The organism is Xanthomonas sontii (genome assembly GCF_040529055.1).
GTDB lineage: Bacteria > Pseudomonadota > Gammaproteobacteria > Xanthomonadales > Xanthomonadaceae > Xanthomonas_A > Xanthomonas_A sontii.
The window spans coordinates 3596975-3622173 of sequence record NZ_CP132342.1 but is presented as its reverse complement, the minus strand read 5'-3'; the positions used below and the strand labels follow the sequence as shown (position 1 = coordinate 3622173).

Genomic DNA, 25199 nt, shown 5'->3' with positions numbered 1-25199 from the left:
GAGCACTCACAACCCGCTAGTGCAAACCCGACACGGCTCTCGCCGAGCCGGCCGGGGAAGCGGCATCTGCACGACCGCGCACGCGCTGACTGGAAGCGCCAGCGCGCGCACCCGGTCTCAGACCTCCAGCGACGCCAGGTCGCCCTTGGTCTCCAGCCACTGCTTGCGGTCGCCGGCGCGCTTCTTGGCCAGCAGCATGTCCATCAGCGAGCGGGTCTGGTCGCCGTCGTCCACGGTCAGTTGCACCAGGCGCCGGGTGTCCGGGTGGATGGTGGATTCGCGCAGCTGCTGCGGATTCATCTCGCCCAGGCCCTTGAAGCGGGTGACGCTGACCTGGCCCTTGATCTTCTCGCGTTCGATCTTGTCCAGCAGCGAGCGTTTCTCTTCCTCGTCCAGCGCGTAGAACACCTGCTTGCCCACGTCCACGCGGAACAGCGGCGGCATCGCCACGAACACGTGGCCGGCGCGCACCAGGGCGGGGAAGTGGCGCAGGAACAGCGCGGTCAGCAGGGTCGCGATGTGCAGGCCGTCGGAGTCGGCGTCGGCCAGGATCACCACCTTGCCGTAGCGCAGGCCGTCGATCTCCTCCTTGCCGGGATCGCAGCCGATCGCGATCGCCAGGTTGTGCACTTCCTCCGAGGCGAGCACGCTGCCGGAGGCCACTTCCCAGGTGTTGAGGATCTTGCCGCGCAGCGGCAGGATCGCCTGGAAATCCTTGTCGCGGGCCTGCTTGGCGCTGCCGCCCGCCGAGTCGCCCTCGACCAGGAACAGTTCGGTGCGCGAGAGGTCCTGGCTGATGCAGTCGGCCAGCTTGCCCGGCAGCGCCGGGCCCTGGGTGACCTTCTTGCGCACGATCTGCTTCTCGGTCTTCAGCCGCGCGCTGGCGCGGTCGATGGCGATCTGCGCGATGCGCGTGCCGGTCTCCACGTTCTGGTTCAGCCACAGGCTGAAGGCATCGTGCGCGGCGCCTTCGATGAAGCCGGCGGCCTGGCGCGAGGACAGGCGTTCCTTGGTCTGGCCGCTGAACTGCGGGTCGGTCATCTTCAGCGAGAGCACGAACGCCACGCGGTCCCACACGTCTTCCGGCGCCAGCTTCACGCCGCGCGGCAGCAGGTTGCGGAAATCGCAGAACTCGCGCAACGCGTCGGTGAGGCCGCTGCGCAGGCCGTTGACGTGGGTGCCGTGCTGCGCGGTGGGAATCAGGTTGACGTAGCTTTCCTGCACCAGCTCGCCTTCCACCACCCAGGCCACCGCCCAGTCGACGATCTCGCGGTCCTTCTTCAGGCTGCCGACGAACAGTTCGGCCGGCAGCAGCTCGCGCTCGGACAGCTCGCCGCGCAGGTAGTCGCGCAGGCCGTCCTCGAAGTACCAGGTGTCCTGCTCGCCGGTGGCTTCGTCGTGCAGCTTGACGGTCAGGCCGGGGCACAGCACCGCCTTGGCGCGCAGCAGGTGGCGCAGCGCGCGCACTGCGAACTTCGGCGTGTCGAAGTACTTCGGATCCGGCCAGAAGCGCAGACGCGTGCCGGTGTTCTTCTTGCCGACGCTGCCGACGATCTCCAGCTTGGAGGCGGCGTGGCCGTCGGCGAAGGCCATGCGGTACTCGTTGCCTTCGCGCTTGATGAACAGTTCCACCCGATTGGACAGCGCATTGACCACGCTGACGCCGACGCCGTGCAGGCCGCCGCTGAAGGTGTAGTTGCGGTCGCTGAACTTGCCGCCGGCATGCAGCCGGGTGAGGATCAGTTCGACGCCGGAGATCTTCTCTTCCGGATGGATGTCCACCGGCATGCCGCGGCCGTCGTCGGACACCTCGCAACTGCCGTCCTTGTACAGCGTCACCTCGATGTGCCGGGCGTGGCCGGCCAGCGCCTCGTCCACGGCGTTGTCGATGACTTCCTGGGCCAGATGGTTCGGCCGTGCGGTGTCGGTGTACATGCCGGGCCGGCGCTTGACCGGGTCCAGGCCAGAGAGAACTTCGATGTCGGCGGCGTTGTAGCGGGTATTCATGCGTCTCAGCAGGTGGCGCGAAGCAGATCCGGAAGTGTGCGGTCTGCGGCGGTTTTTTGCACGTCGCCGGTGTTCAGGGCAGGTGCGGCGGCGTCGCGCTACGCTGGCCCTGGAAAAACCGCGACGTCGCCCACATCTTCGTCGCACGTCCCAAAGGAGTCCGCCATGAACGTTCGCAAGCTGTTGACCCTGGCCGCCCTGGTCGCCGCCGCGGTGGCCGTGCCGGTCGCGATGGCCCAGGCGCAGAGCGCCGATCCGGCCGCCTCCGGTGCCGCCGCCTATGAGGCGCAGGTCGCCAAGGAAAAGGCCGAGGCCGATGCCAAGGCCAAGCGCCGCGCCGCCGCGGCCGCCGAGCACAAGGCCGGCAAGGATGCGGCCGCGCCGAAGAAGGAAGAGGAAGAGGAAGCGCGCAAGCCTTGAGTTTGCGCAGGGTTTCCTGCACACGACGCCCCGGTCGCCCGGGGCGTCGCTTTTTTATGGGGCGGCTGTTGCGCAAAAGCGCTTGGGCAAATCCGCTTCACCCGTTAAACTATGGCTTTCCGGGAGGCCTTTGAGCCATGACCCCCCTGATCTTCGTTACCGGCGGCGTAGTGTCCTCGCTTGGCAAGGGCATCGCGGCCGCTTCGCTTGCGTCCATTCTCGAAGCACGTGGCCTGTCGGTCACGATGATGAAGCTGGACCCCTACATCAACGTCGACCCGGGCACGATGAGCCCGTTCCAGCACGGCGAGGTGTACGTCACCGACGACGGCGCCGAGACCGACCTGGACCTGGGGCATTACGAGCGCTTCGTGCGCACGCGCCTGTCGCGCAAGAATTCGGTCACCACCGGGCGCATCTACGAGAACGTGATCCGCAAGGAGCGCCGCGGCGACTACCTCGGCGCCACCGTGCAGGTGATTCCGCACATCACCGACGAGATCCGTCGCTGCGTGGATGAAGCCACCGCCGGCTACGACGTGGCCCTGGTCGAGATTGGCGGCACCGTCGGCGACATCGAGTCGCTGCCGTTCCTGGAGGCGATCCGCCAGGTGCGCACCGAGCGCGGCGCCGAGAAGGCCATGTTCATGCACCTCACCCTGGTGCCGTACATCGCCGCGGCCGGCGAACTGAAGACCAAGCCGACCCAGCATTCGGTCAAGGAACTGCGCTCGATCGGCATCCAGCCGGACGTGCTGCTGTGCCGCTCGGAGCAGGCGATCCCGGATTCGGAACGGCGCAAGATCGCGCTGTTCACCAACGTCTCCGAGCGCGCGGTGATCAGCGCCGCCGACATCGACGTGCTCTATGGCATGCCGCTGGAGTTGCACCGGCAGGGTCTGGACGAGATCGTCATCGACCAGTTCAAGCTGCGCGACAAGGTCGGCGCGGCCAACCTGTCGGAGTGGGAAGCCGTGGTCGACGCGATCAAGCATCCGCTCGACGAGGTCACCATCGCCGTGGTCGGCAAGTACGTCGACCATCAGGACGCGTACAAGTCGGTCGGCGAGGCGCTCAAGCACGGCGGCCTGCGCCAGCGCACCAAGGTCAACCTGAAGTGGCTGGAAGCGCAGGACCTGGAAGGCAGCGACATGGCGGCCCTGGCCGACGTGGACGGCATCCTGGTCCCGGGCGGCTTCGGCGACCGCGGCTTCGAAGGCAAGGTGCTGACCTCGCGCTATGCGCGCCAGCACGGCGTGCCGTACTTCGGCATCTGCTACGGCATGCAGGCTGCGGTGGTCGACTATGCGCGGCATGTCGCCGGGCTGGACGCGGCCAACAGCACCGAGAACGACCGGCAGTCGCCGTACCCGGTGATCGGCCTGATCACCGAATGGCGCACCGCCACTGGCGATGTCGAGAAGCGCGACGAGAAGTCCGACCTCGGCGGCACCATGCGCCTGGGTCTGCAGGAGCAGCGGCTCAAGCCGGGCACGCTGGCGCGCGAGCTGTACGGCAAGGACGTGGTCGCCGAGCGCCATCGCCACCGTTACGAGTTCAACAACCGCTATCGCACCCAGCTCGAGGACGCCGGCCTGGTGATTGCCGCCAAGTCGATGGACGACACCCTGGTGGAGATGGTGGAGTTGCCGCGCGAGACGCATCCGTGGTTCCTGGCCTGCCAGGCGCACCCGGAATTCCTGTCCACGCCGCGCGACGGCCATCCGTTGTTCATCGGCTTCGTGCGCGCCGCGCGCGAGCGCAAGGCCGGCGGCAAGCTGCTCAAGGAAGCTAGGGCGTGACTGCGACCGGGCGCAGCAGCGAGAGTAGGGTCGCGCGCTGGTTCTTTGCGGCGGCGGTGCTGGTGTTTCCTGCGGCCTTGCTGGTCTATTTCTCCTGGCGCAGCAGCACCGGCTTGGCCGATAGCTATGGGATGGGGCTGATGTATTGCCTGATCGCGGCGGTGGGGCTAGCTGCGCCGCTGGCGCTGATCGGCGCACTCATCTGGGCTGCCGGCAGGTTCGGCGGCGGCTCCGTCCCTGCGCCCCTCCAGCGCCCCTCTGAACCTCCGGAAGGTAATCAATGAAGCTCTGTGGATTCGACGTCGGCCTGGACCAGCCGCTGTTCCTGATCGCCGGCCCGTGCGTGATCGAGTCGATGCAACTGCAGCTCGACGTCGCCGGCAGGCTCAAGGAGATCACCGGCCGGCTGGGCATCAACTTCATCTTCAAGTCCAGCTTCGACAAGGCCAACCGCACCTCCGGCACCAGCTTCCGTGGCCCCGGCCTGGAGGAAGGGCTGAAGGTGCTGGAGGCAGTGAAGACCCAGATCGGCGTGCCGGTGCTGACCGACGTGCACGAGTACACGCCGATGCACGAGGTGGCGGCGGTGGTGGACGTGCTGCAGACGCCGGCGTTCCTGGTGCGGCAGACCGATTTCATCAAGAACGTGTGCGCCGCCGGCAAGCCGGTCAACATCAAGAAGGGCCAGTTCCTGTCGCCGTGGGACATGAAGCCGGTGGTGGAGAAGGCCAAGTCCACCGGCAACGAGCAGATCATGGTCTGCGAGCGCGGCGCCAGCTTCGGCTACAACAACCTGGTCAGCGACATGCGCTCGCTGAGCGTGATGCGCGAGACCGGCTGCCCGGTGGTGTTCGATGCCACCCATTCGGTGCAGCTGCCGGGCGGGCAGGGCGGCAGTTCCGGTGGTCAGCGCGAGTTCGTGCCGGTGCTGGCGCGCGCGGCGGTGGCCGTGGGCGTGGCCGGCGTGTTCGCGGAGACCCATCCGGACCCGTCCAAGGCGCTGTCCGACGGCCCCAATGCGTGGCCGCTGGATCAGATGGAAGCGCTGCTGGAAACGCTGATGGAACTGGACGCGGTGACCAAGAAACACGGGTTCTCGCGCTTCGCGTGAGGCGTGCGCCGCCGCCGCTGCGGCTGTGCCGATCCTGGCCGGGTGCGGGCTGCCGGGTGTTCGTCGCCTTCTCGGAGCCCCGGCGATGACCGCACCCGAGCGCGCCGGCGCCTGGCCTTGGGGGCTGTGTGCCTTGTTGTTGTCGTTGCTGGCGTGGGCGGCGCTGGTCGTGGCGCTGTTCGCCTTCTCCAGTGGGATTGGCACGCCCAGCCACGGCGATCATTTCCTGGCCATGCTGTTTTGGATGGTGATCGCCCTGCTGGTAGTGGCAGTGGCTGCGGTGGGCGCGACGATCGCCGCCGCGCTGAGTTGGACGCAGCGCCGCGGCCGCCTCCTGGCCGGCATCGCCGGCGGCCTGCTGCTGGCGATGCTGGTCTTGATCCTGCTCTTCCTCAGCGGAATCCCGCTGGGCCTGATGGGCGCCGGCTGAGGCGGGATTTGGCAAGGAACCGGCGGCCGGGGATAATCAGCCGGCATTCGTTTCCGCCCCCTCTTCCTACAGGTAACCGGCCCGCCCATGAGTACGATCCGCAGCATCCACGCCCGTGAAATCCTCGACAGCCGCGGCAATCCCACGCTGGAAGCCGATGTCATCCTGGAGGACGGTTCGTTCGGTCGTGCCGCGGTACCCTCGGGCGCGTCCACCGGCACCAAGGAGGCGGTCGAGCTGCGCGACGGCGACAAGACCCGCTACCTGGGCAAGGGCGTGCGCAAGGCGGTGGAGAACGTCAACACCACCATCGCCAGCGCGCTGAAGGGCTTCGACGCCGCCGACCAGCAGGGCCTGGACCGCCGCCTGATCGACCTGGACGGCACCGAGAACAAGGGCCGCCTGGGCGCCAACGCGCTGCTCGGCGTCTCGCTGGCCAACGCCCATGCCATTGCCGCCTCGCGCAAGCAGCCGCTGTGGCAGTCGCTGGCCGCGGGCAACACCGCCAACCTGGCGCTGCCGGTGCCGATGATGAACATCATCAACGGCGGCGCGCATGCCGACAACAACGTCGATTTCCAGGAGTTCATGGTGCTGCCGGTCGGCGCCGCCTCGTTCTCCGAGGCGCTGCGCGCCGGCACCGAGATCTTCCACGCGCTGAAGTCGGTGTTGAAGGGCCACGGCCTGTCCACCGCGGTCGGCGACGAGGGCGGCTTCGCCCCGGACTTCCGCAGCAACGTCGAAGCGCTGGACACCATCCTGGAAGCGATCGGCAAGGCCGGCTACACCGCTGGCGAGGACGTGCTGCTGGGCCTGGACGTGGCCTCCAGCGAGTTCTACGACAACGGCAAGTACCACCTGGTGGGCGAGGGCAAGCGCCTGACCAGCGAGCAGTTCGTCGACTTCCTCGCCGACTGGGCCGCGCAGTATCCGATCGTCAGCATCGAGGACGGCCTGGCCGAGGACGACTGGGCCGGCTGGAAGCTGCTCACCGACCGCATCGGCAGCAAGGTGCAACTGGTCGGCGACGACCTGTTCGTGACCAACCCGAAGATCTTCAAGCAGGGCATCGAGTCCGGCACCGCCAACGCGATCCTGATCAAGGTCAACCAGATCGGCACCCTGACCGAGACCCTGGAAGCCATCGCCATGGCCGACAAGGCCGGCTATGCGGCGATCGTCTCGCACCGTTCCGGCGAGACCGAGGACACCACCATCGCCGACATCGCCGTGGCCACCACCGCCACCCAGATCAAGACCGGCTCGCTGTGCCGCAGCGATCGCGTGGCCAAGTACAACCAGCTGCTGCGCATCGAGGAAGCGCTCGGCAGCGACGCGCGCTACGCCGGGCGCGACGCGTTCGTCTCGCTCAAGCGATAAGCCGTGCGCAACTGGCGCTGGCTGCTGCTGGTGCTGGCGGGACTGCTGGCGTGGCTGCAGTACCGTTTCTGGCTCGGCCCGGGCAATTCCGGCGAAGTGCTGGTGCTCGAAAGTCAGGTCGAGCACCAGAAGCGCGACAACGAAGGTCTGCAGCAACGCAACGCCGCGCTCGCCGCCGAGGTCAAGGACCTCAAGGACGGCGAGGCGGCGATCGAGGAGCGCGCGCGTAGCGAACTGGGCATGATCAAACCGGGCGAAAAGTTCTACCGCGTGGTCGAGAACGCGCCGGTGTCGACCGCGCCGGCCGGTACGGCCGCCGGCGCGCAGCCGGCGCCTGTGACGCCGGCGCCGGGCGAGCAGCCCTGATGGCCACCGTCTGGGCCGTGGTCCCGGCGGCTGGCCGCGGCACCCGTTTCGGCAGCGCCACGCCCAAGCAATATCTGCAGGCGGGTGGGCGCCCGTTGCTGGCGCATGCGCTGGAGGCGCTGCTGGCGCATCCGGCGGTGGCCGGGGCGATGGTGGCGCTGGGCGCGGACGATGCACAGTGGCCGGGTTGGACCGAACTGGCTGGCAAGCCGGTCCTGACCTGCCTGGGCGCCGGCAGCCGTGCCGGCTCGGTGCTGGCCGCGTTGCATGCCTTGCCGGAGTCGGTGAAGGCGGACGACTTCGTGCTGGTGCACGATGCGGCGCGGCCGAATCTGGCGCTGGCCGACCTGGACCGGCTGCTGGAGGCGGGGCGCGGCGATCCGGTCGGCGCGATCCTGGCCGCGCCGGTGCGCGACACGCTCAAGCGCGCCGGCGACGACGGCGGCATCGACGGCACCGAACCGCGCGAGCGCCTGTGGCGCGCGCTGACCCCGCAACTGTTCCGGCGCATGCAACTGAGCCGGGCCCTGGAGCAGGCCGCCGCGGCCGGGGTCGAGGTCACCGACGACGCGATGGCGATGGAGTTGCTGGGGCTGCGGCCGCTGCTGGTCGAGGGCGCCGAAGACAATTTCAAGGTCACCACACCGGCCGACCTGGCGCGTTTCGAGTTCGAACTGTTCCAGCGCGCGCGGCAGTCGTGATGCGCCTGGCGTCGGATGCGGCCGCCGTGGCGCGGCGCGTGCTCCGTCCTTTTTCATTTTTCGTGGGATGTCTCCATGCCAATGTCTGAACTTCCCCGCATCCGCATCGGCCAGGGCTACGACGTCCACGCCTTCGGCGAGGGCGACCACATCATGCTCGGCGGCGTGCGCGTGGCGCACGAGCGCGGCGTACTCGCCCACAGCGACGGCGACGTGGCGATCCACGCCCTGTGCGACGCCTTGCTCGGCGCGCTGGCGCTGGGCGACATCGGCCAGCATTTCCCCCCGTCCGATCCGCGCTGGAAGGGCGCCGACAGTGCGCAGTTTCTCGATCACTGCGTCGGCCTGCTGCACGCGCGCGGCTGGCGCCTGGGCAATGCCGACATCACCGTGATCTGCGAACGGCCCAAGGTCGGCCCGCATGCGCAGGCGATGCGCGAGCGCCTGGCGGCGCTGTTGCAGGTCGAACTGGACTGCGTGAGCGTCAAGGCCACCACCAGCGAGAAGCTCGGCTTCACCGGCCGTGGCGAAGGCATCGCGGCGCAGGCCGTGGCCCTGCTGGTGGCGCTGTGAGCGAGTTGCCGCGTGCGTTCGGCGCCGCGCCGTTGCAGGCGCGCATGCGCAGCACCGCCGAGGATTTCCAGGTCGACGAGCTGCCCGCGTTCGCGCCCAGCGGCGAGGGCGAGCACCTGCTGCTGACCGTGCGCAAGCGCGGCATGAACACCGCCTTCGCCGCGCGCCGCCTGGCGCAGTGGGCCGGGGTGGCGGAACTGGCGATCGGCTACGCCGGCATGAAGGACCGCCATGCGGTCACCACCCAGCGCTTCTCGGTGCATCTGCCCAAGCGTGTGGCGCCGGCGCTGGACAGCTTGCAGGACGCGGATCTGCAGGTGCTGGAAGCGCACTGGCACAACCGCAAGCTGCCGCGTGGCGCGCTGGCCGGCAACGGCTTCGTGCTGGTGTTGCGCGAGGTGCGCGGCGAGCGCGGCGCGATCGAGACGCGGCTGGCGCAGATCGCCGCGCGCGGCATTCCCAACTGGTTCGGCGAACAGCGCTTCGGCCGCGATGGCGGCAACGTCGGCGCCGCGCTGGCGATGTTCGGCGGCCGCCGCGTGCGCCGCGAGCAGCGCTCGCTACTGCTGTCGGCGGCCCGTTCGGAGCTGTTCAACCGGGTGCTGGCCGCCCGCGTGGCCGCCGGCAACTGGGACAGCGCGCTGGACGGCGAAGTGTGGATGCTCGACGGCAGCCGCAGCGTGTTCGGTCCGGAGCCGTGGTCGGAGGCGCTGGCCGAGCGCTTGCAGCGCTTCGACATCCATCCGTCCGCGCCGCTGTGGGGCGCCGGCGAGCTGCGCAGCGCCGAGGCGGCGCGTGCGCTGGAGCTGGCGGTGCTGGACGAGGCGGTCGCGCAGCGCCTGCGCGACGGCCTGGAGCGCGAGGGCCTGAAGCAGGAGCGGCGGGCGACCCGCCTGCGCGTGGCCGACCTGCAATGGCGCTGGCTGGACGGGCAGGACGACGCGCTGGAACTGCGCTTCGCATTGCCGCCGGGCAGCTACGCCACGGCACTGCTGCACGAACTCGGCCAGGTCGAAGAGGCGCCGCAGCCGCAGGCCTCCACCGAGGCCTGAGCGCGGCCGACGCCTGCCGCGTCGGTCGCGACGACGCGCGCTAGAACCGATAGCTGCCGGTCAGCAGCAGGCTGCGGCCGTCCGGCAGCGGCACGAAGGTTTCGTCGAACTCGTCGGCGTACAGTCGCCGATCGAAGACGTTGCGCATGCCCACGGTCACGCCCCAGGTTTCGGTGCGATAGGACACGTTCGCGTCCACGCTGGCCTGCCCGGGAATCTTGAAATAGCCGCCGGCCAGGCGGCGGCCGAGGGTGTGATCGCGCGCCAGGATGCCGCCGGCCACGCCCCAGCCGCTCCAGCGGCTGTCCTGGAACTGGTAGCTGCTCCACAGGGTGAAGCGGGTGCGCGGCACGCCGAGGGTCGGCGTACCGTCGCGCCGGCCGATGCGGGCCAGCGCCAGGCTGCTGCTCAGTTCCAGGCCGGTGGCGAGGGCGCCGACGAAGTCGAGATCCAGCCCGTGGTTGCTCTGGCTGTCGATCGGTCTGGCGAAGTACGACGGATGCGCCAGCACCAGGTCGAAGCTGCGGTCGACGGTGATCTGGTAGTAGGCGGCGCTGAGCCGCGCCCGGTGCTCGAACAGATCGATCTTCGCTCCCACCTCCACCTGCCGCGACAACGCGGGCGGCAACGGCCGGCCGTTCTTGCCGAGCACGGCACTTGGCGCAAAGCCGTTCATGGTGCTGGCGTACAGCGACGCCTCCGCGGTCAGCTTGTAGACCACGCCGACGTTGGGCACCCAGCGGCGCCGGCGCAACTGGCGCAGTTTGCCCTTGGCATCGTAGCTGGAAATCTCGTACGCCGAGCGGCGCAGCGCCAGCAGTACGTCCCAGCGTTCGCCCATGCTGATCTGGTCCTGCAGCAGGATGCCGCTCCGGCTCGACCACGGGCTGCCGGGGTAATGCAGGATCCCGCGCCGCGAATGCGGCCAGTGCACCGGACCCAGCCGCTCGTCGCCGAACACGTCGTAGCGGTTGCGGTGCATGCGGATGAAGTAATCGCTGCTGCCCAGCCGCGTGCGCGTGTAATCCAGGCCCAGGGTCACGGTCTGCCGCAGCGGCCCGTCGCCGAAGCTGCCGACCAGGTCGTTCTGGATGGTGTAGTACGCCGTCGTATTGCGGTACGCCTCGGCATAGGCGCGCACGGCGCCCTTCGGCGAAGGCGACAGCATGCCCCAGTTGCGCGCGTCGATCGCCTGGGTCACGTACTGGCCGCGGCTGCGCAGTTGCCAGCGGTCGCTGAGCCGCTGATCGAACAGGTAATAGGCGCGCTGGGTGCGGTAGGCGGTGTGGTCCTGTGCGTTGCCCAGCCGCAAGCTCCTGGGCGTCATCGCCGACACGCGGTTGCGCAGCAGCAGGGCATGGTCGGCGGCAGGCTGCCGATCGGTCACGCGCTGCACGCCGAGCACCAGGCGGTTGTCGTCTCCCTGCCAGGCGATGGACGGCGCCAGGTAGGCGGCATTGCGCGGGCCGTAGCCTTGCGCCGTGGAATCGGCATGCTGGCCGGAGACGACGAGCCGATAGCTCAGCGGCGTGGCGCCGATCGGTCCGGTCGCATCGAGCCCGGCCTGCACGTCGCCGCGCTCGCCGAGGACGTAGCTCAGTTCGCGCTTCGGGGTGCGCAGCGGTTGCTTGGTGACGACGTTGATCAGTCCGCTCATGTCGCCGCCGTTGCTGTCGCCGAGGATCGATTCCGGGCCCTTGAGCACTTCGACCCGCTCCACGCCGATCATCGGCGGGTAGCCGCCGAGGCCGACGAAGCTGTTCGGCATCCCGTCGGTCATGCCGTTGCCGGTGTAGATGCCGCGGATCTTGAACAGCGGCGCGCGCAACGGATTTTCGATCTGCTGCACGCTGGCCACGTTGCGCAGGGCGTCGGCGACGGTGCGCACCTGTTGCGAGGCCAGCAGATGCGGAGCGACCACATTCACCGACTGCGGCACGGCGATGGAATCGGCGGCGTAACGCAGCGCGTCGCTGGCATAGGCTGGCACGTCGCCCATGGCGTGATCGGTCAGCGCCGCGGCGTCGACCTGTTCCAGCAGCTTGGCTGGCGCGCCGGCGCGGTGCGCATCGGCGGCATCCGCAGGATCGACCGGCGCCGTGGCGGCGGGGATGACCGCCACCGTGTTCGCATCGAGCATGCGGTACGCGAGCCCACTCGATTGCAGCAGGCGCTGCAGCGCCGCGTCCGGGGTGAACATGCCTTGCAGCCCGTCGCTGCGCATCCCGGCCAGGGTCGGGCTGGCGGTCAGCACCTGCACGTTGGCCTGCTTGCCGTACGCGATCAGCGCCGTGGACAGCGCCTGCGGCGGGATCGAGAACCCGATCTGCCGTGCGTCGGGCGCGAGTGGCACGGCGAGGGCAGGGGGGCAGGGTGCGAGCTGCAATGCCAGGCTGCCGCAGATGATCAGTCGCCTCAGCCCACGCACTGCCCGTCGCCCCCCAGCGGAAGCGCGAATTATGCCACGCGCGGCGACGTCGACGCGGGGGGCGCCCGCCGCCCCTAAGCCCGGGCGGCGCGCGGTATCGCCTAACGGCGGCTCAGCACGATCTCGTCCTTGCCCTGGCGCACCCGCAGCGGGAACACCTGCGGCAAGGCCTCGATCCACTGCGCGGTCGCTTGGGTGTCGACGGTGCCGGTGAAGCTCAGCCGCGCAAGCTCGGGGTCGGCCAGGCGCAGCGGCCGGTCGCTGTAGCGGTTGACCCGCGCGATCACCGTGTCCAGCGGCGTATCGACGAACTCCAGCCGGTGATCGCGCCACGCGGTGGCCTGCGCCACGTCGATCTGGCTGACCTGCAGCGCGGGCTTGGCCGGATCGTAGGACACGCGCTGTCCGGCCACCGCTTCCAGCCCGCCGCTGCCGTCGGCCGGCACCTGGCCGGCGCCGTAGATGCGGACCCGGCCTTCGGTGACCGCGACTTCGACGCGTTCGCCGTCGCGGCTGACGTCGAAGGCGGTGCCCACGTCCAGGATCGACACGCCGCCGGCGTCGACTACGAACGGGCGCCCGGCGTGATGCGCCACGTCGAAGAAGGCCTCGCCGGCGATCAGCTCCACGTGGCGCTGCGCGGCGCTGAAGCGGGTGCTCAACTTCGATGCGCGGCCGAGCGCGATTTTCGAGCCGTCCGACAGCACGATGTCCTGGTGGCGGCTGGTCGCGCTGCTGTAGACCTGGGTGAGCGGCGGCGGGTGCAGCTGCCGCCAGGCCAGGGCGCCGCCGAGCGCCAGCACGCCCACGCAGGCCGCGACCTGCAGCGGCCGCCAGCGCGAACGCGGCGGCGCGAACCTGCGCACCACCTCGTCCCGCGCTGCCGCATCGAGCGTCGCCAGGTCGCCGCCGAGCGCATTGATGCGTTCGAACGCCTGCAGATGCCGCGGGTCGGCCTCCGTCCAGTCCAGCCAGCGCGCCACGGTGTCCTCGTTGCTGTCGGGTTCGCGCAGCAGGGCCCACCAGCGTGCGGCGTCGTCGAGGATGTGTTGGTCGATGCCGCTGTCCATTACGGGATCTCCGCTTCGTCGAAGCGTTTGCGGCAATGCGCGAGCGCGTTGGCCACATGGTAGCGGACCATCCGTTCGCTCACGTTCATCGCCTTGGCGATCATGCCGAAGTCCTTGCCTTCGATCACGTGCAGCACGAAGGCGCGGCTGGTCTTGGCGGGAAGTTCTTGCAGCGCCCGGGTCAGCGCGCGCAGTTGCTCGCTGGCCGTGGCGTGCCGCTCGGGAACCGGCGGGAGCGGCAAGTCGTGCTCCGGCAGCTCCACCGCAGCGTTTTCGCGGACCTTGCGCATGCGCAGCCGGTCCACCGCCAGGTTCGAGGCGACATGGAACAGGTAGGCGCGCGGCGATGCCAGCGCGTCGGGACGCTCAAGCGTCACGATGCGCATGTACGCCTCCTGCGCCACGTCCTGCGCGTCCGCCATCGAGCCGAGCTTGCAGTGCAGGAAGGCGAGCAGGGCGCGGTGATGTTCCTTGAACAGCGCGTCGACCTGGTGCGCAGGCGCCTGCTCCGGCGACGGCGCGCCCTCGGTGTGCTCGGCCCGGCTCACGACTGCTGATGCTCCTGGAGGGAAGCGGCCGCGGCAGTATAGCCAGGCTCACTGGCCGCCACGCGACGCAGCACCGCAAGCGGCCGGCAGCGCCGCGGCCAGCAAGCCTTCCGCATGCGTCCGCAACGCCTCGCGGCGGCGAAACGCCGAGCGGTGCTGGCTGGGTACGTCCGCCACGCTCTTGCGTGCCGGGGTCAGCGGCAGCGCGAACCAGCCATCGACGATGGGTGTACCGCCCTGCTCGATCCAGAACGCGTCGTAGTCGGACAGGAACACGTCTCGCTTGCGCTGCAGCGGATGCGCGCCATTGCAGACGGCGCGGATCGCGTGCGCGCCGAGGCGCTCGGCGAAGGTGCAGGCCAGGGACAGCATCAGTTGCTTGGGCCGCAGCCCGTGCATCTGCTTGGTCAGCGCGCGCACCACGTCGCGGGCGTCGGCACCCTTGGGGCCCTGCAGGCAACCGATCAGTACCGTCGGATGGGCGTCGTCGCCGGTCACGGTCAGCACCAGGCGATACAGTTCGCGTCCCGCCGCGTCGCTGAGCTGCAACCAGAGCTCGCCTTCGCAGCTCATCGGCGCCGGCGGCAGCAGCGACAGCGTCAGCAGGCTGCCATCGTGCAGCGGCAGCGTCCCCAGGTCCGCCTGGCCTTGACGGTAGATGGCGTCGAACAACGCGGCCGGCAGGCGCTCGAGCATCAGGCGATAGTGCTGCCGGAGGTGACGCAGCCGCGCCTTGCTGCTCCAGCGGGTGTTCACGAAACGATGCAGGTGGCGCTCGAGCAGGCGCGGATCGCGCTCGGCGTAGCCGCGCATCCGCGGGTCGCGGCACAGTGCGTCGAGGAAACGCAGATGCGCGGCAGGCATGCGCAGCGAACGCAGCAGGTACTTTGCCGCCTTGATCCCGCGCTGCAGGCGGTTGCCGTGCCAGTCCGTGCGCCGCTGGAACGAGGCCAGGAACAGCGGCCACCACCGTGACGGTGCGGCATCGGCGCTCGGCCGGGGCGGCGGCGCAGGCCGGGCCAGGCGGGTCGGCGCCGTTTCGAACGCTGCGGCGCTCGCGGAAACGTCCACCAGATCAGTGGGTTGCAGGAAGAATTCGGTGGTCGCTTCGGTCACGTTCGGCTCGCAGAGGGACGGTGCTCTCTGACAAGACGTTTCAAGGGGCGAAAATTGAAATGGGTCCGCACGCGCGGTGCTCGGCCGCGTCCGCGGCGTCCCGGCCTGGCCGGATCTGCGTCATGCAGGCAGCGGGCGGGCGCGATAGCCGCGACGGGCGTTCCCGTTCACGCCGGCCGCGGTGAAGCCGCTCTTGCTCGCGAATGACAGATCAGTGGGCGATGCCGGATTCGGCGGCGCCACGATCCGGCGCCCTCCACCTCGGCCAGTGCACAGATTCCCGATGGGGCACGCGAGCCGCGGTGCCCGCGGCTGCGGCGCCGCTCAGCGCCGCGCCAGCAGCACCAGCATCGCGCCGGTGCCGCCTTGCGCGGTCGGCGCCGAATGGAAGGCCAGCACGTCGTTGCGCTGGCGCAGCAGGCGGTCCACCAGGTTCTTCAGCAGCGGCACGCCGCCCGATTGCAGGCCCTTGCCGTGCACGATCCGCACGCAGCCGAACTCGTGCGCGTGCGCCTCGGCCAGGAACTGGCGCAGCAGCGTCTCGGCCTGCGCCGCAGTGGCACCGTGCAGGTCCAGTTCGTCCTGGGCCGAGAACTGGCCTTTGCGCAGGCGCTGGAACACCCGCGCCGGCAGGTGCTCGCGGCGGTAGCTGGCCACGTCGCCGGCTTCCAGTGGCGTGCTCTGCCGCAGCAATTGCTGGAACTCTCCCTGCGCCTCGGCGTCGTCGCGTTCGGCCATGCGCGCGCGCGGCTTGGGGCGCGGCTTGGCATTGGCCGGCGGCGTCGCGTTGAGCGGGGCCACCTTGCCGATGGCCGCGCGGAACAGCGCGGCGGGATCTTCGTCGTCGGAATGCGCCATGCGTACAGCTTAGAGCGTGCGGCGCGGTTTGAGGTGAGTGCGGCGTCGCCGGCAGCGTCTGGCGTGCGGACCACTGCGCTGCGGTCGCACGACGCGACGCCGCTCCAGTGCGCGGCGCGATGGCCGTCACCGCGGTCGTCGTCGCGCTGTCAGCGACCTGGCAGGGCGCATCCGGTATCATGCCCCCGGTTTTCGAGGAGCACCATGCGCGTATTAGTGAGCAACGACGACGGCGTCGACGCCCCCGGCATCCGCATGCTGGCCGAGCAGTTGCGCGGCGCCGGCCACGAGGTGACGGTGGTCGCACCCGACCGCGACCGGTCCGGCGCCAGCAATTCGCTGACCCTGGATCTGCCGATCCGGCTCAAGCGCATCGACCACTACACCTGCAGCGTCGCCGGCACGCCCACCGACTGCGTGCATCTGGCGCTCACCGGCATGCTGGAGTTCGACCCGGACATTGTGGTCTCCGGCATCAACAATTCCGCCAATCTCGGCGACGACGTGATCTATTCCGGTACCGTCTCGGCGGCGATGGAAGGCCGCTTCCTCGGCCTGCCCGCGGTGGCGGTGTCGCTGGTCAGTCACAACCACGATCCCAGGCATTTCCAGACCGCCGCACGCGCCGCGGTGGAGATCGTGGCCCAGCTCAAGGCCGATCCGCTGCCGGCCGACACCATCCTCAACGTCAACGTGCCCGACCTGCCGTGGCAGGAGATCAAGGGCTTCGAGGTCACCCGGCTCGGCAACCGCCACCGCTCCGAACCGTGCCTGCCGCAGACCGACCCGCGCGGCGGCACCGTGTACTGGATCGGCCCGGCCGGGCGCGAGCAGGGCGCCGGTCCCGGTACCGACTTCCACGCGGTACGCACCGGCTTCATCTCGATCACCCCGATCCAGGTCGATCTGACCCGCTATCAGGCATTGGAAAAGGTCGCCAGCTGGGTCGGCGGCCTGACCGCCGCGCTGGGCCGCCCGGCATGACCCCGCGGTTGCGCCTGCAGCCGGAAGCGATCGGCATCGGCATGACCTCGCAGCGCGTGCGCGACCGCCTGGTCGAGCGCCTGCGCGAGGCCGGCATCCGCGACGAGAGCGTGCTCAACGCGGTGCGTACCGTGCCGCGGCATCTGTTCATCGACGAGGCGCTGGCCTCGCGCGCCTACGAGGACACCGCACTGCCGATCGGCCACGGCCAGACCATCTCGCAACCGTGGGTGGTGGCACGCATGACCGAAACGGTGCTGGAAGCGGCGCCGAAGAAGGTGCTGGAAGTCGGTACCGGCTCCGGCTACCAGGCGGCCATCCTGGCCGCGCTGGGTCTGGAAGTGCATACCGTCGAGCGCATCGGCGATCTGCTGCGGCAGGCGCGCAAGCGTTTCCGCCAGCTCGGCATGAACGTGCGCAGCAAGCACGACGACGGCCGCATCGGCTGGCCCGAGCATGGCCCGTTCGACGCGATCGTGGTGACGGCGGCGGCGCCGGCGCTGGTCGACGCACTGATCGAACAACTGGCCCCGGGCGGCTGCCTGGTGGCGCCGGTCGGTGGCCCGTCCGCGCAATCGCTGATCCGCCTGCGCCGCGCCGCCGACGGCCAGATCGAACAAGACGTCCTGGCGCCGGTGACCTTCGTCCCGTTGCTGTCGGGCATGCTGGATTGACTTCCCGGAGCCGCACTGGATGAAGATTTTCGGGCCGTTGTACGAACGCGCCATCGCCTGGTCGCGGCATCGCCGCGCGCCGGCCCTGCTCACCGGTCTCAGTTTCGCCGAGGCCATCGTGTTCCCGGTGCCGCCGGAAGTGATGCTGGCGCCGATGTCGCTGGCACAGCCGCGGCGCGCGCTGTGGTTCGCCACGTTGAGCCTGCTCGGCTCCCTGGCTGGCGCGGTGATCGGTTACCTGCTCGGCCATTTCGCCTTCGCCGCGGTGCAGCCGCTGATCGAATGGCTCGGTTGGACGCAGAAGATCGACGCGCAGGTGAACCACTTGCGCGAGGTCATCGCCGAGTCGCCGTGGCGTGCGTTCTGGCTGCTGGTGCTGGCCGGCTTCACCCCGATCCCGCTGAAGATATTCACCTGGGCCTCAGGCATCGTCGGGGTGCCGCTGCTACCGTTCCTGGCGAGCATGCTGGTGGGACGCGGCAAGCGCGTGTACCTGGTGGCCGGGGCGATCCGACTCGGCGGGCCGCGTGCGGAAGCCGCGTTGCGCCGCTGGATCGAGCCGCTCGGCTGGGTCGCCTCGGCGATCCTGGCGCTGCTGGTGGTGTGGGTCATATGGAGAGCGAAGGTCGGATGAGCGTGGATCGGGTGATGCGGAACGGCCTGCGTTGCGGCCTGGGGGTGCTGGTGGCGGTGGCGCTCGGCGCCTGCAGCAGCGCCACGGTGGTGCGCACGCCGGGCGGCGCGCCGGTGCGCGGCACCGCTGCTGCCTCGGCGCCTCGCGTGTCCGTGCCCAAGCCCGGGATCAGCGCCACCGTTCGGCGCGGCGACACGCTGTACGCGATCGCCCGCGCCAACAACATCACCCCGCAGGACCTGGCCGGTTGGAACGGCCTGCAGCCGCCGTACACCATCTATCCGGGGCAGTCGCTGAAGCTGTATCCGCCGGGTGGGGCAGTCGCCGTGCGGCCCGGTAGCGGCCCGGTGACGCCGCCCGCCTCCGGTGCCGGCGCCGCCGCTCGGCCGCCGTCCGTTCCGGTGCCGGCGCCGGTCAGCAGCGGTTTCCCCTGGCGCTGGCCGGCCGATGGCGTGGTGGTCAGCCGCTTCGTCGGCGGCGAGGCGACCAAGCAGGGCATCGACATCGGCGGCAGCAACGGCGAGGCCGTGCGCGCCGCGGCGGACGGCGTGGTGGTCTACTCCGGCGCCGGCCTGGTCGGCTACGGCGAACTGATCATCGTCAAGCACAACGAACAGTGGCTGTCGGCCTACGGCCACAACCGCAAGCGCCTGGTCAACGAGGGCCAGAACGTCAAGGCTGGCCAGCAGATCGCCGAAATGGGCCACAGCGGCGCGGCGCGCGACATGCTGCACTTCGAGATCCGCTACAACGGCAAGCCGGTCGACCCACTGCTGTATCTGCCCCCGAAGTAATCGGTTGCGTCGTCGCGCGGGCGGATCTCCGGCCCGGCGCAGCGCGCCGGGCGTTCGCCATCGGCGCGGCCCAGTGGGCCGCAAGCGCCGCCGGCTCACCCGCTACAACGGCAAGCCGGTCGACCCACTGCTGTATCTGCCGCCGAAGTAACCGGTTGCGTCGTTACGCGGGCGGATCCCCGGCCCGGCGCAGCGCGCCGGGCGTTCGCCATCGGCGCGTCCCAGTGGGCCGCAAGCGCCGCCGGCTCACCCGCTACAACGGCAAGCCGGTCGACCCACTGCTGTATCTGCCGCCGAAGTAACCGGTTGCGTCGTTGCGCGGGCGGATCCCCGGCCCGGCGCAGCGCGCCGGGCGTTCGCCAACGGCGCGGCCCAGTGGGCCGCAAGCGCCGCCGGCTCACACGGGGTGTCACCGTGCACGCATTCTTTTGTGGGAGGGGCTTCAGCCCCGACGCGCTGTGCTCGCATCGCGCGGCAGACGCCGCGCAGGGATCTGCAAGAGACGACAGGAACGACAGGCGTCCTCTCTGCCTCGATCGCATGTTGTCCGCGGCGCGGCCAGGCCGTGGTTGAGGCCGCTCAGGTCAACGATCAGGAGGTCGCAGTGCCCGGCCCGCGACGCCTGGCTCAGCCTTCGAGCAGAAACCCCACCGCCACGCGCCGGCCTTCGGCGGCCAGCACGTTGTAGGTGCGCGCAGCAGCGGCATTGTTCATCACCTCGATGCCGATGCCGCGGGTCAGGAACAGCGCCATCACCGCCGCGGCGGGAAACACCTGGCGTTCGCCGGTGCCGAGGATGACCAGGGCCGGGTTGAGCTCCAGCAGCGGCTGCAGATGTTGCGGCTGCAGGTCGCCGGCCGGCGGGGCCTGCCAGTCCTCGACCAGGGTGTCCGGCGCGAGGACAAAGCTGCGGGTCAGCAGCCGGTCGTTCACCTTGGCCTGGCGGCCGTCGGCCATGCGCAGGGCATAGGCGTAGTCGGGCAGGTCCTGGGTCAGTTGCATGAGGTCACCGGAGCGCGCTCAGGCGCGCGGCAGCACGATCTGCCGGTCTTCCTTGGCCGGGCGATACAGGATCGCGGTATGGCCGATGCGCTGCACCAGCACGCTGTGCGACTGCTCCACCAGGCTGCCGATGGCGGCGTCGCGGGCCTCGCGGTCGTCGCCGCCAACCTTCACCTTGACCAGTTCGTGGCGCTCCAGCACCTCGTCCAGTTCGGCCAGGAAGGCCGGGGTGACGCCCTTGCTGCCGATCTGCAGCAGGGGTTTGAGGTCGTGGGCCAGGCCGCGCAGGAAGCGGTTCTGGGCCGAGGTCAGGCTGATCGACATGCAGGTGGGAGCAGGGTTGGCAAGGGCGATCAGGGTATCATGGCCGCCCCTCCCGACCGTGCGTCCATGGCCACCCGCAGCAAAAGCAGCCAACGCTGGCTCCGCGAACATTTCGCCGACCCCTTCGTGAAGAAGGCCCAGGCCGAAGGCATGCGCTCGCGCGCCGCTTATAAGCTGGAGGAACTGCTGCAGCGCGACAGGCTCCTCAAGCCGGACATGGTGGTGGTCGATCTCGGCGCCGCGCCGGGCGGCTGGTCGCAGCAGGTGCGCAAGTCGATGGGCGACCGCGGTCGGGTGCTGGCCCTGGACATCCTGGAGATGCCGCCGCTGGCCGGCGTGGAGTTCCTTCACGGTGACTTCAGGGAGGACGCGGTGCTATCGCAATTCGAGGCCATGCTGGGCGATACCCCGGTGGACCTTGTGCTGTCGGATATGGCCCCCAATAAAAGCGGAATGGATGCGGTCGACCAGCCGCGGATGATGCATCTGGCGGAATTGGCGATGGCGTTCGCCGACAGCCACCTGAAGCCGAACGGCGCGTTCCTGATCAAGCTGTTCCAGGGCGTGGGGTTCGACGACTACATCCGCGACATGCGCCGCCGCTATGAGAAGGTGACCATCCGCAAGCCGGCCGCGTCGCGCAAGCGCTCGCCGGAGGTCTACGCCCTCGGACAGGGCAAGCGCGCCCAGATCAAGTAAGCTGAACGCAAGGCTGAATCCGCAATGCCACGCATCGAGACAGAGTTGAAGGGACACCGGAGCCAATGAGGATGAACGACTTGACCAAGAATCTGCTGTTGTGGGTAGTCGTTGCCGTCGTGCTGATGGTGGTGTTCCAGAGCTTCTCGCCGCGGCTCGCCGGCGGCGCGGGCACCGACAACGTGACCTACTCCCAGTTCCTGAAGGACGTGGACGCCGGGCGGGTGAAGTCGGTCGATTTCACCGACGCCACCAACCTGTCGGTCAACGCGATCCGCTTCAAGCGCGCCGACGGCAGCGAGGGCTCGGTGTACGGCCCGAGCGACGGCAAGCTGATCGACGTGCTGTACAGCAAGAACGTGGACATCACCCGGCAGAAGCCCGACAACGGTCCGGGCTTCTGGTCGCTGGTGCTGAACTTCCTGCCGGTCATCCTGATCATCGGCTTCTGGCTGTTCATCATGCGCCAGATGCAGGGCGGCGGCGGTGGCGCCAAGGGCGCGATGTCCTTCGGCAAGTCGCGCGCCAAGCTGCAGGGCGAGGACCAGATCAAGATCACCTTCGCCGACGTCGCCGGCTGCGACGAGGCCAAGGAAGAGGTCGGCGAACTGGTCGACTTCCTGCGCGATCCGACCAAGTTCACCAAGCTCGGCGGCAAGATCCCGCGCGGCGTGCTGATGGTCGGCCCGCCGGGCACGGGCAAGACCCTGCTGGCCAAGGCCATCGCCGGCGAGGCCAAGGTGCCGTTCTTCAGCATCTCCGGTTCGGACTTCGTGGAAATGTTCGTCGGCGTCGGCGCCAGCCGCGTGCGCGACATGTTCGAGCAGGCCAAGAAGCATGCGCCGTGCATCATCTTCATCGACGAAATCGATGCGGTCGGCCGCCATCGCGGCGCCGGCCTGGGCGGCGGTCACGACGAGCGCGAGCAGACCCTCAACCAGCTGCTGGTGGAGATGGACGGCTTCGAGGGCGGCGAGGGCGTGATCGTGATCGCCGCGACCAACCGTCCGGACGTGCTGGATCCGGCGCTGCTGCGCCCGGGCCGCTTCGACCGCCAGGTGGTGGTGGGCCTGCCGGACGTGCGCGGCCGCGAGCAGATCCTCAAGGTGCACATGCGCAAGCTGCCGCTGGCCGACGACATCGAGCCGATGGTGATCGCACGCGGCACGCCGGGCTTCTCCGGCGCCGACCTGGCCAATCTGTGCAACGAGGCGGCCCTGTTCGCCGCGCGCGAGTCGGTCAAGGAAGTGCGCATGGATCATTTCGACCGTGCCCGCGACAAGATCCTGATGGGCGCCGAGCGTCGTTCGATGGCCATGAGCGAGGACGAGAAGACGCTCACCGCCTACCACGAAGCCGGCCACGCCATCGTCGGCCGCCTGGTGCCCGAGCACGACCCGGTCTACAAGGTCACGATCATCCCGCGCGGCCGCGCGCTGGGCGTGACCATGTATCTGCCGGAAGGCGACAAGTACTCGATGAACCGTGTGGCGATCGAGTCGCAGTTGTGCTCGCTGTACGGCGGCCGCGTGGCCGAGGAACTGATCTTCGGTACCGACAAGGTCACCACCGGCGCGTCCAACGACATCGAGCGCGCGACCAAGATGGCGCGCAACATGGTCACCAAGTGGGGCCTGTCCGACGAGCTGGGGCCGATCGCCTACGGCGAGGAGGACGATGAAGTGTTCCTGGGCCGTTCGGTGACCCAGCACAAGAGCGTCTCCGACGACACCGCGCGGCGCATCGACGAAGTGGTGCGGTCGATCCTCGACAAGGCGTATGCGAAGACCACGCAGATCCTCACCGAGAATCTGGACAAGCTGCACACCATGTCGCAGCTGCTGCTGCAGTACGAGACCATCGACGCGCCGCAGATCGAGGCGATCATGGAAGGTCGCGATCCGCCGCCGCCGATGGGCTGGAACAAGTCCGGCAAGGACGGCGGCAACAACGACAAGGGCAATTCGCGTCCGCTGCCGCCGATCGCCGGGCCTGCCGAGCAGGTGTAAGCGCAGGAGCGCCCTTCAAGCGTCGAAAAGCCAGGGAGCGATCCCTGGCTTTTTTGTTGGCGGCGGTGCGGGGCCGGTCGCATCGTCCGATGTCGACTCGCCGCCTGCGTGCGCGTGGGCGACAATGGCACTGCGCTGGCTGCCGCGTCGATGCGGTGTGCGGCGGAAACGTCGCGCACGCCGCTGCCGCCATGCGTGTGTCGCGGATGCCGCATGGCGCTGCGCAGCGCCATTCCGCCGCCGGCCACGGCCACTACCAGGAGACTCACCGATGTTCGACACCTCGCCCAGCCTGCAGTGCGGCGCCCACCGGCTGCTGCTCGATCGCCCGCGGGTGATGGGCATCGTCAATGTCACCCCGGATTCGTTCTCCGACGGGGGCGCGCACGCCAGCGTGGACGCGGCGGTGGCGCACGGCCTGCGTCTGGCCGAGGAGGGCGCCGACGTGCTGGACATCGGCGGCGAGTCGACCCGTCCGGGCGCGATGCCGGTGCCGGTGGAAGAAGAACTGCGGCGGGTGATTCCGGTGATCGAGCGGCTGGCTGCGCAGACCGCGCTGCCGCTGAGCGTGGACACCTTCAAGCCGGAGGTGATGCGCGCCGCGGTCGTGGCGGGCGCCGGCATGATCAACGACGTGCAGGCCCTGCGCCAGCCCGGCGCGCTGGACGCTGCCGCGGAACTGGGGGTGCCGGTGGTGCTGATGCACATGCCCGCCGACGCCTATGCCGCCGGCAGCGCGCCCGGCTACGACGACGTGGTCGGCGAGGTGCACCGGTTCCTGGCCGAGCGCATCTTCGCTGCGGAGATGGCCGGCATCGACAAGCGACGCATCCTGGTCGACCCGGGCTTCGGCTTCGGCAAGAGCACCGCCGACAACCTGCAGTTGCTGGCCCAGTTGGCGCGGCTGGTCGAGCTGGGCGTGCCGGTGCTGGCCGGCTTGTCGCGCAAGCGCAGCATCGGCGAGCTGACCGGGCGCGAGGTGCCGGAGCAGCGGGTGGCCGGCTCGGTCGCCGCGCATCTGCTGGCTGCACAGCGCGGTGCCGCGCTGCTGCGCGTGCACGACGTCGCTGCCACCGTCGACGCGCTGAAGGTCTGGCAGGCGCTGCAGGCCGTGCCGTTGCCGCGCGCCGCCACAGCGTCGGCCGCGGCGACGATCCGCTGGCCGGACGAGGACTGATGGCGGCCGACCGGCGCCCGCGCGCGATCGCACTGATGGGCCCGACCGCCTCGGGCAAGACCGCCGCGGCGATTGCCCTGGCCGAACGCTGCGGCGGCGAGATCGTCAGCGTCGATTCGGCGCTGGTCTACCGTGGCCTGGACATCGGCGCGGCCAAGCCCGATGCCGCCGAGCGCGGGCGGGTGCCGCACCATCTGCTGGACCTGCGCGATCCCTGGCAGACGTATTCGGCGGCCGAATTCGCCGCCGACGCGCGCGCCGCGCTGGAGGCGATCGTCGCCCGCGGCCGCCTGCCGATCCTGGCCGGCGGCACCGGCCTGTACTTCCAGGCGCTGCTGGAAGGGTTGGCGCCGATGCCGGCGGCCGACCCGCAATTGCGCGCGGCGCTGACCGCGCAGGCGCAGGCCGAGGGCTGGGCGGCGCTGCACGCGGAACTGCAGCGGATCGATCCGTTGGCCGCGCAGCGCATCCGCCCCGGCGACGCGCAGCGCATCCAGCGTGCGCTGGAGGTGTACCGGCTCAGCGGCCGGCCGATCAGTGCCTGGCAGGCGGATCCGGGTCCGCCGCGGCTGCCGCTGCGGGTGCTGAAGCTGGTGCTGGCGCCGGCCGAGCGCAGCGTGCTGCACGGGCGCATCGAGGCCCGCTTCGATGCGATGCTGGGGCAGGGCTTCCTCGACGAAGTGCGCGCCTTGCGTGCGCTGCCCGGGATGCAGGCGGTGGCGCAGCCGCTGGCGCTGCCGGCGGTGCGCGCGGTCGGCTACCGCCAGGCCTGGGAGTACCTGGACGGCGTCGGCGATGCGGCGGACTTCCGCGTCCGCGCCATCGCCGCCACCCGGCAGCTGGCCAAGCGCCAGCTCACCTGGCTGCGCGGCGAGCAGGATGCCCGCTGGTTCGACCCGGCGCGCGACGCCGGGCGCCTGCAGGCGGCCCTGGACGCCTTCCTCGGCTGATCGGGCGCGCCGCCGCGCTGTGCTGGCGCCCGCGGTTGTGTAACATCGACGTTCCGGACCACGGCAGGGGAGCTGCAGTGCCGTCCCGGA

Annotated in this window: 26 protein-coding genes; 18 read left to right on the top strand and 8 right to left on the bottom strand. The window is 69.8% G+C overall.

What is annotated here, in order from left to right; genetic code table 11:
• Nucleotides 1-117: 117 nt before the first annotated feature.
• Nucleotides 118-2007 (bottom strand): DNA topoisomerase IV subunit B, encoded by a 1890-nt coding sequence (parE, locus tag RAB70_RS15205; protein ID WP_148828203.1) that lies wholly within the window; start codon nt 2005-2007, stop codon nt 118-120.
• Between the two features lie 165 nt (nt 2008-2172).
• Between parE and RAB70_RS15200 the strand changes: the two genes are divergently transcribed.
• The 10 genes from RAB70_RS15200 (at nt 2173) to truD (ending at nt 9842) form a co-directional block, all read left to right on the top strand.
• Entirely contained in the window at nt 2173-2427 is a 255-nt protein-coding gene (locus RAB70_RS15200) for a hypothetical protein (RefSeq protein ID WP_010343426.1), read from the top strand.
• A 137-nt stretch (nt 2428-2564) separates the two neighbouring features.
• Nucleotides 2565-4229, top strand: a complete 1665-nt coding sequence (locus RAB70_RS15195) for a CTP synthase (RefSeq protein ID WP_017912623.1) — start codon at nt 2565-2567, stop codon at nt 4227-4229.
• Complete coding sequence (locus tag RAB70_RS15190) at nt 4226-4513, top strand: hypothetical protein (protein ID WP_148828202.1); 288 nt, start codon at nt 4226-4228, stop codon at nt 4511-4513. Before RAB70_RS15195 ends, RAB70_RS15190 begins: the two co-directional genes overlap by 4 nt.
• Nucleotides 4510-5340, top strand: coding sequence for a 3-deoxy-8-phosphooctulonate synthase (gene kdsA, locus RAB70_RS15185; protein WP_010343429.1), 831 nt, complete (start codon nt 4510-4512; stop codon nt 5338-5340). Before RAB70_RS15190 ends, kdsA begins: the two co-directional genes overlap by 4 nt.
• An 85-nt stretch (nt 5341-5425) precedes the next feature.
• On the top strand, nt 5426-5770 hold the full coding sequence (locus tag RAB70_RS15180) for a hypothetical protein (protein WP_026143441.1): 345 nt from the start codon (nt 5426-5428) through the stop codon (nt 5768-5770).
• Between the two features lie 87 nt (nt 5771-5857).
• Nucleotides 5858-7150, top strand: a complete 1293-nt coding sequence (gene eno, locus RAB70_RS15175; RefSeq protein WP_148828201.1) for a phosphopyruvate hydratase — start codon at nt 5858-5860, stop codon at nt 7148-7150.
• A gap of 3 nt (nt 7151-7153) precedes the next feature.
• The gene (gene ftsB, locus RAB70_RS15170) at nt 7154-7516 is read left to right on the top strand and encodes a cell division protein FtsB (RefSeq protein WP_043095785.1); all 363 of its coding nucleotides are present in this window, start codon (nt 7154-7156) and stop codon (nt 7514-7516) included.
• Nucleotides 7516-8217 carry a 2-C-methyl-D-erythritol 4-phosphate cytidylyltransferase gene (gene ispD / locus RAB70_RS15165; RefSeq protein WP_148828200.1) on the top strand — a complete coding sequence of 234 codons (702 nt, stop codon included), beginning with the start codon at nt 7516-7518 and terminating at the stop codon, nt 8215-8217. The genes ftsB and ispD overlap by 1 nt, the downstream gene beginning before the upstream one ends.
• An 81-nt stretch (nt 8218-8298) precedes the next feature.
• Nucleotides 8299-8790, top strand: coding sequence for a 2-C-methyl-D-erythritol 2,4-cyclodiphosphate synthase (gene ispF, locus RAB70_RS15160; protein WP_148828199.1), 492 nt, complete (start codon nt 8299-8301; stop codon nt 8788-8790).
• A gap of 44 nt (nt 8791-8834) precedes the next feature.
• Nucleotides 8835-9842, top strand: a complete 1008-nt coding sequence (gene truD / locus RAB70_RS15155) for a tRNA pseudouridine(13) synthase TruD (RefSeq protein WP_230979383.1) — start codon at nt 8835-8837, stop codon at nt 9840-9842.
• Nucleotides 9843-9882: 40 nt separating this feature from the next.
• Here the strand turns inward: truD and RAB70_RS15150 are convergent, their stop codons facing one another.
• From RAB70_RS15150 to RAB70_RS15130, 5 genes are all read right to left on the bottom strand, one after another.
• A complete protein-coding gene (locus tag RAB70_RS15150; protein ID WP_225851571.1) occupies nt 9883-12195 on the bottom strand; it encodes a TonB-dependent receptor in 2313 nt (770 codons plus the stop codon).
• 176 nt (nt 12196-12371) lie between these two features.
• Nucleotides 12372-13340, bottom strand: a complete 969-nt coding sequence (locus tag RAB70_RS15145) for a FecR domain-containing protein (protein WP_148828197.1) — start codon at nt 13338-13340, stop codon at nt 12372-12374.
• Nucleotides 13340-13888 (bottom strand): RNA polymerase sigma factor, encoded by a 549-nt coding sequence (locus RAB70_RS15140; RefSeq protein WP_017917498.1) that lies wholly within the window; start codon nt 13886-13888, stop codon nt 13340-13342. Before RAB70_RS15140 ends, RAB70_RS15145 begins: the two co-directional genes overlap by 1 nt.
• Nucleotides 13889-13936: 48 nt before the next feature.
• Nucleotides 13937-15004, bottom strand: a complete 1068-nt coding sequence (locus RAB70_RS15135; protein WP_148828196.1) for a DUF535 family protein — start codon at nt 15002-15004, stop codon at nt 13937-13939.
• A 324-nt stretch (nt 15005-15328) separates the two neighbouring features.
• Entirely contained in the window at nt 15329-15862 is a 534-nt protein-coding gene (locus tag RAB70_RS15130) for a Smr/MutS family protein (RefSeq protein WP_017911056.1), read from the bottom strand.
• Nucleotides 15863-16066: 204 nt separating this feature from the next.
• On the opposite strand from RAB70_RS15130, the gene surE reads away from it, so the two are divergent.
• Genes surE through RAB70_RS15110 form a run of 4 tightly spaced genes read left to right on the top strand, consistent with a single transcriptional unit; the run spans nt 16067 to nt 18948 of the window.
• Nucleotides 16067-16846, top strand: a complete 780-nt coding sequence (gene surE, locus RAB70_RS15125) for a 5'/3'-nucleotidase SurE (protein ID WP_148828195.1) — start codon at nt 16067-16069, stop codon at nt 16844-16846.
• Nucleotides 16843-17520: a protein-L-isoaspartate(D-aspartate) O-methyltransferase gene (locus RAB70_RS15120; RefSeq protein WP_026143980.1), complete on the top strand. Its 678-nt coding sequence runs from the start codon at nt 16843-16845 to the stop codon at nt 17518-17520. The genes surE and RAB70_RS15120 overlap by 4 nt, the downstream gene beginning before the upstream one ends.
• 19 nt (nt 17521-17539) lie before the next feature.
• Nucleotides 17540-18154: a YqaA family protein gene (locus RAB70_RS15115; RefSeq protein WP_017917495.1), complete on the top strand. Its 615-nt coding sequence runs from the start codon at nt 17540-17542 to the stop codon at nt 18152-18154.
• Complete coding sequence (locus RAB70_RS15110; protein WP_408068841.1) at nt 18133-18948, top strand: peptidoglycan DD-metalloendopeptidase family protein; 816 nt, start codon at nt 18133-18135, stop codon at nt 18946-18948. The genes RAB70_RS15115 and RAB70_RS15110 overlap by 22 nt, the downstream gene beginning before the upstream one ends.
• Nucleotides 18949-19575: 627 nt before the next feature.
• Here the strand turns inward: RAB70_RS15110 and RAB70_RS15105 are convergent.
• Both RAB70_RS15105 and yhbY read right to left on the bottom strand, forming a co-directional pair.
• The gene (locus RAB70_RS15105; protein ID WP_017910617.1) at nt 19576-19950 is read right to left on the bottom strand and encodes an Mth938-like domain-containing protein; all 375 of its coding nucleotides are present in this window, start codon (nt 19948-19950) and stop codon (nt 19576-19578) included.
• A gap of 18 nt (nt 19951-19968) precedes the next feature.
• Entirely contained in the window at nt 19969-20274 is a 306-nt protein-coding gene (yhbY, locus tag RAB70_RS15100; protein ID WP_010341321.1) for a ribosome assembly RNA-binding protein YhbY, read from the bottom strand.
• Between the two features lie 66 nt (nt 20275-20340).
• Here yhbY and rlmE point away from each other — a divergent pair, with 66 nt between their 5' ends.
• From rlmE to miaA, 4 genes are all read left to right on the top strand, one after another.
• Nucleotides 20341-20973: a 23S rRNA (uridine(2552)-2'-O)-methyltransferase RlmE gene (rlmE, locus tag RAB70_RS15095; RefSeq protein ID WP_017910618.1), complete on the top strand. Its 633-nt coding sequence runs from the start codon at nt 20341-20343 to the stop codon at nt 20971-20973.
• 71 nt (nt 20974-21044) lie between these two features.
• Nucleotides 21045-22982, top strand: coding sequence for an ATP-dependent zinc metalloprotease FtsH (gene ftsH, locus RAB70_RS15090; RefSeq protein WP_017910619.1), 1938 nt, complete (start codon nt 21045-21047; stop codon nt 22980-22982).
• Between the two features lie 271 nt (nt 22983-23253).
• On the top strand, nt 23254-24159 hold the full coding sequence (gene folP, locus RAB70_RS15085; protein WP_148828193.1) for a dihydropteroate synthase: 906 nt from the start codon (nt 23254-23256) through the stop codon (nt 24157-24159).
• Nucleotides 24159-25109, top strand: a complete 951-nt coding sequence (gene miaA, locus RAB70_RS15080; protein ID WP_148828192.1) for a tRNA (adenosine(37)-N6)-dimethylallyltransferase MiaA — start codon at nt 24159-24161, stop codon at nt 25107-25109. The genes folP and miaA overlap by 1 nt, the downstream gene beginning before the upstream one ends.
• Nucleotides 25110-25199: the final 90 nt, after the last annotated feature.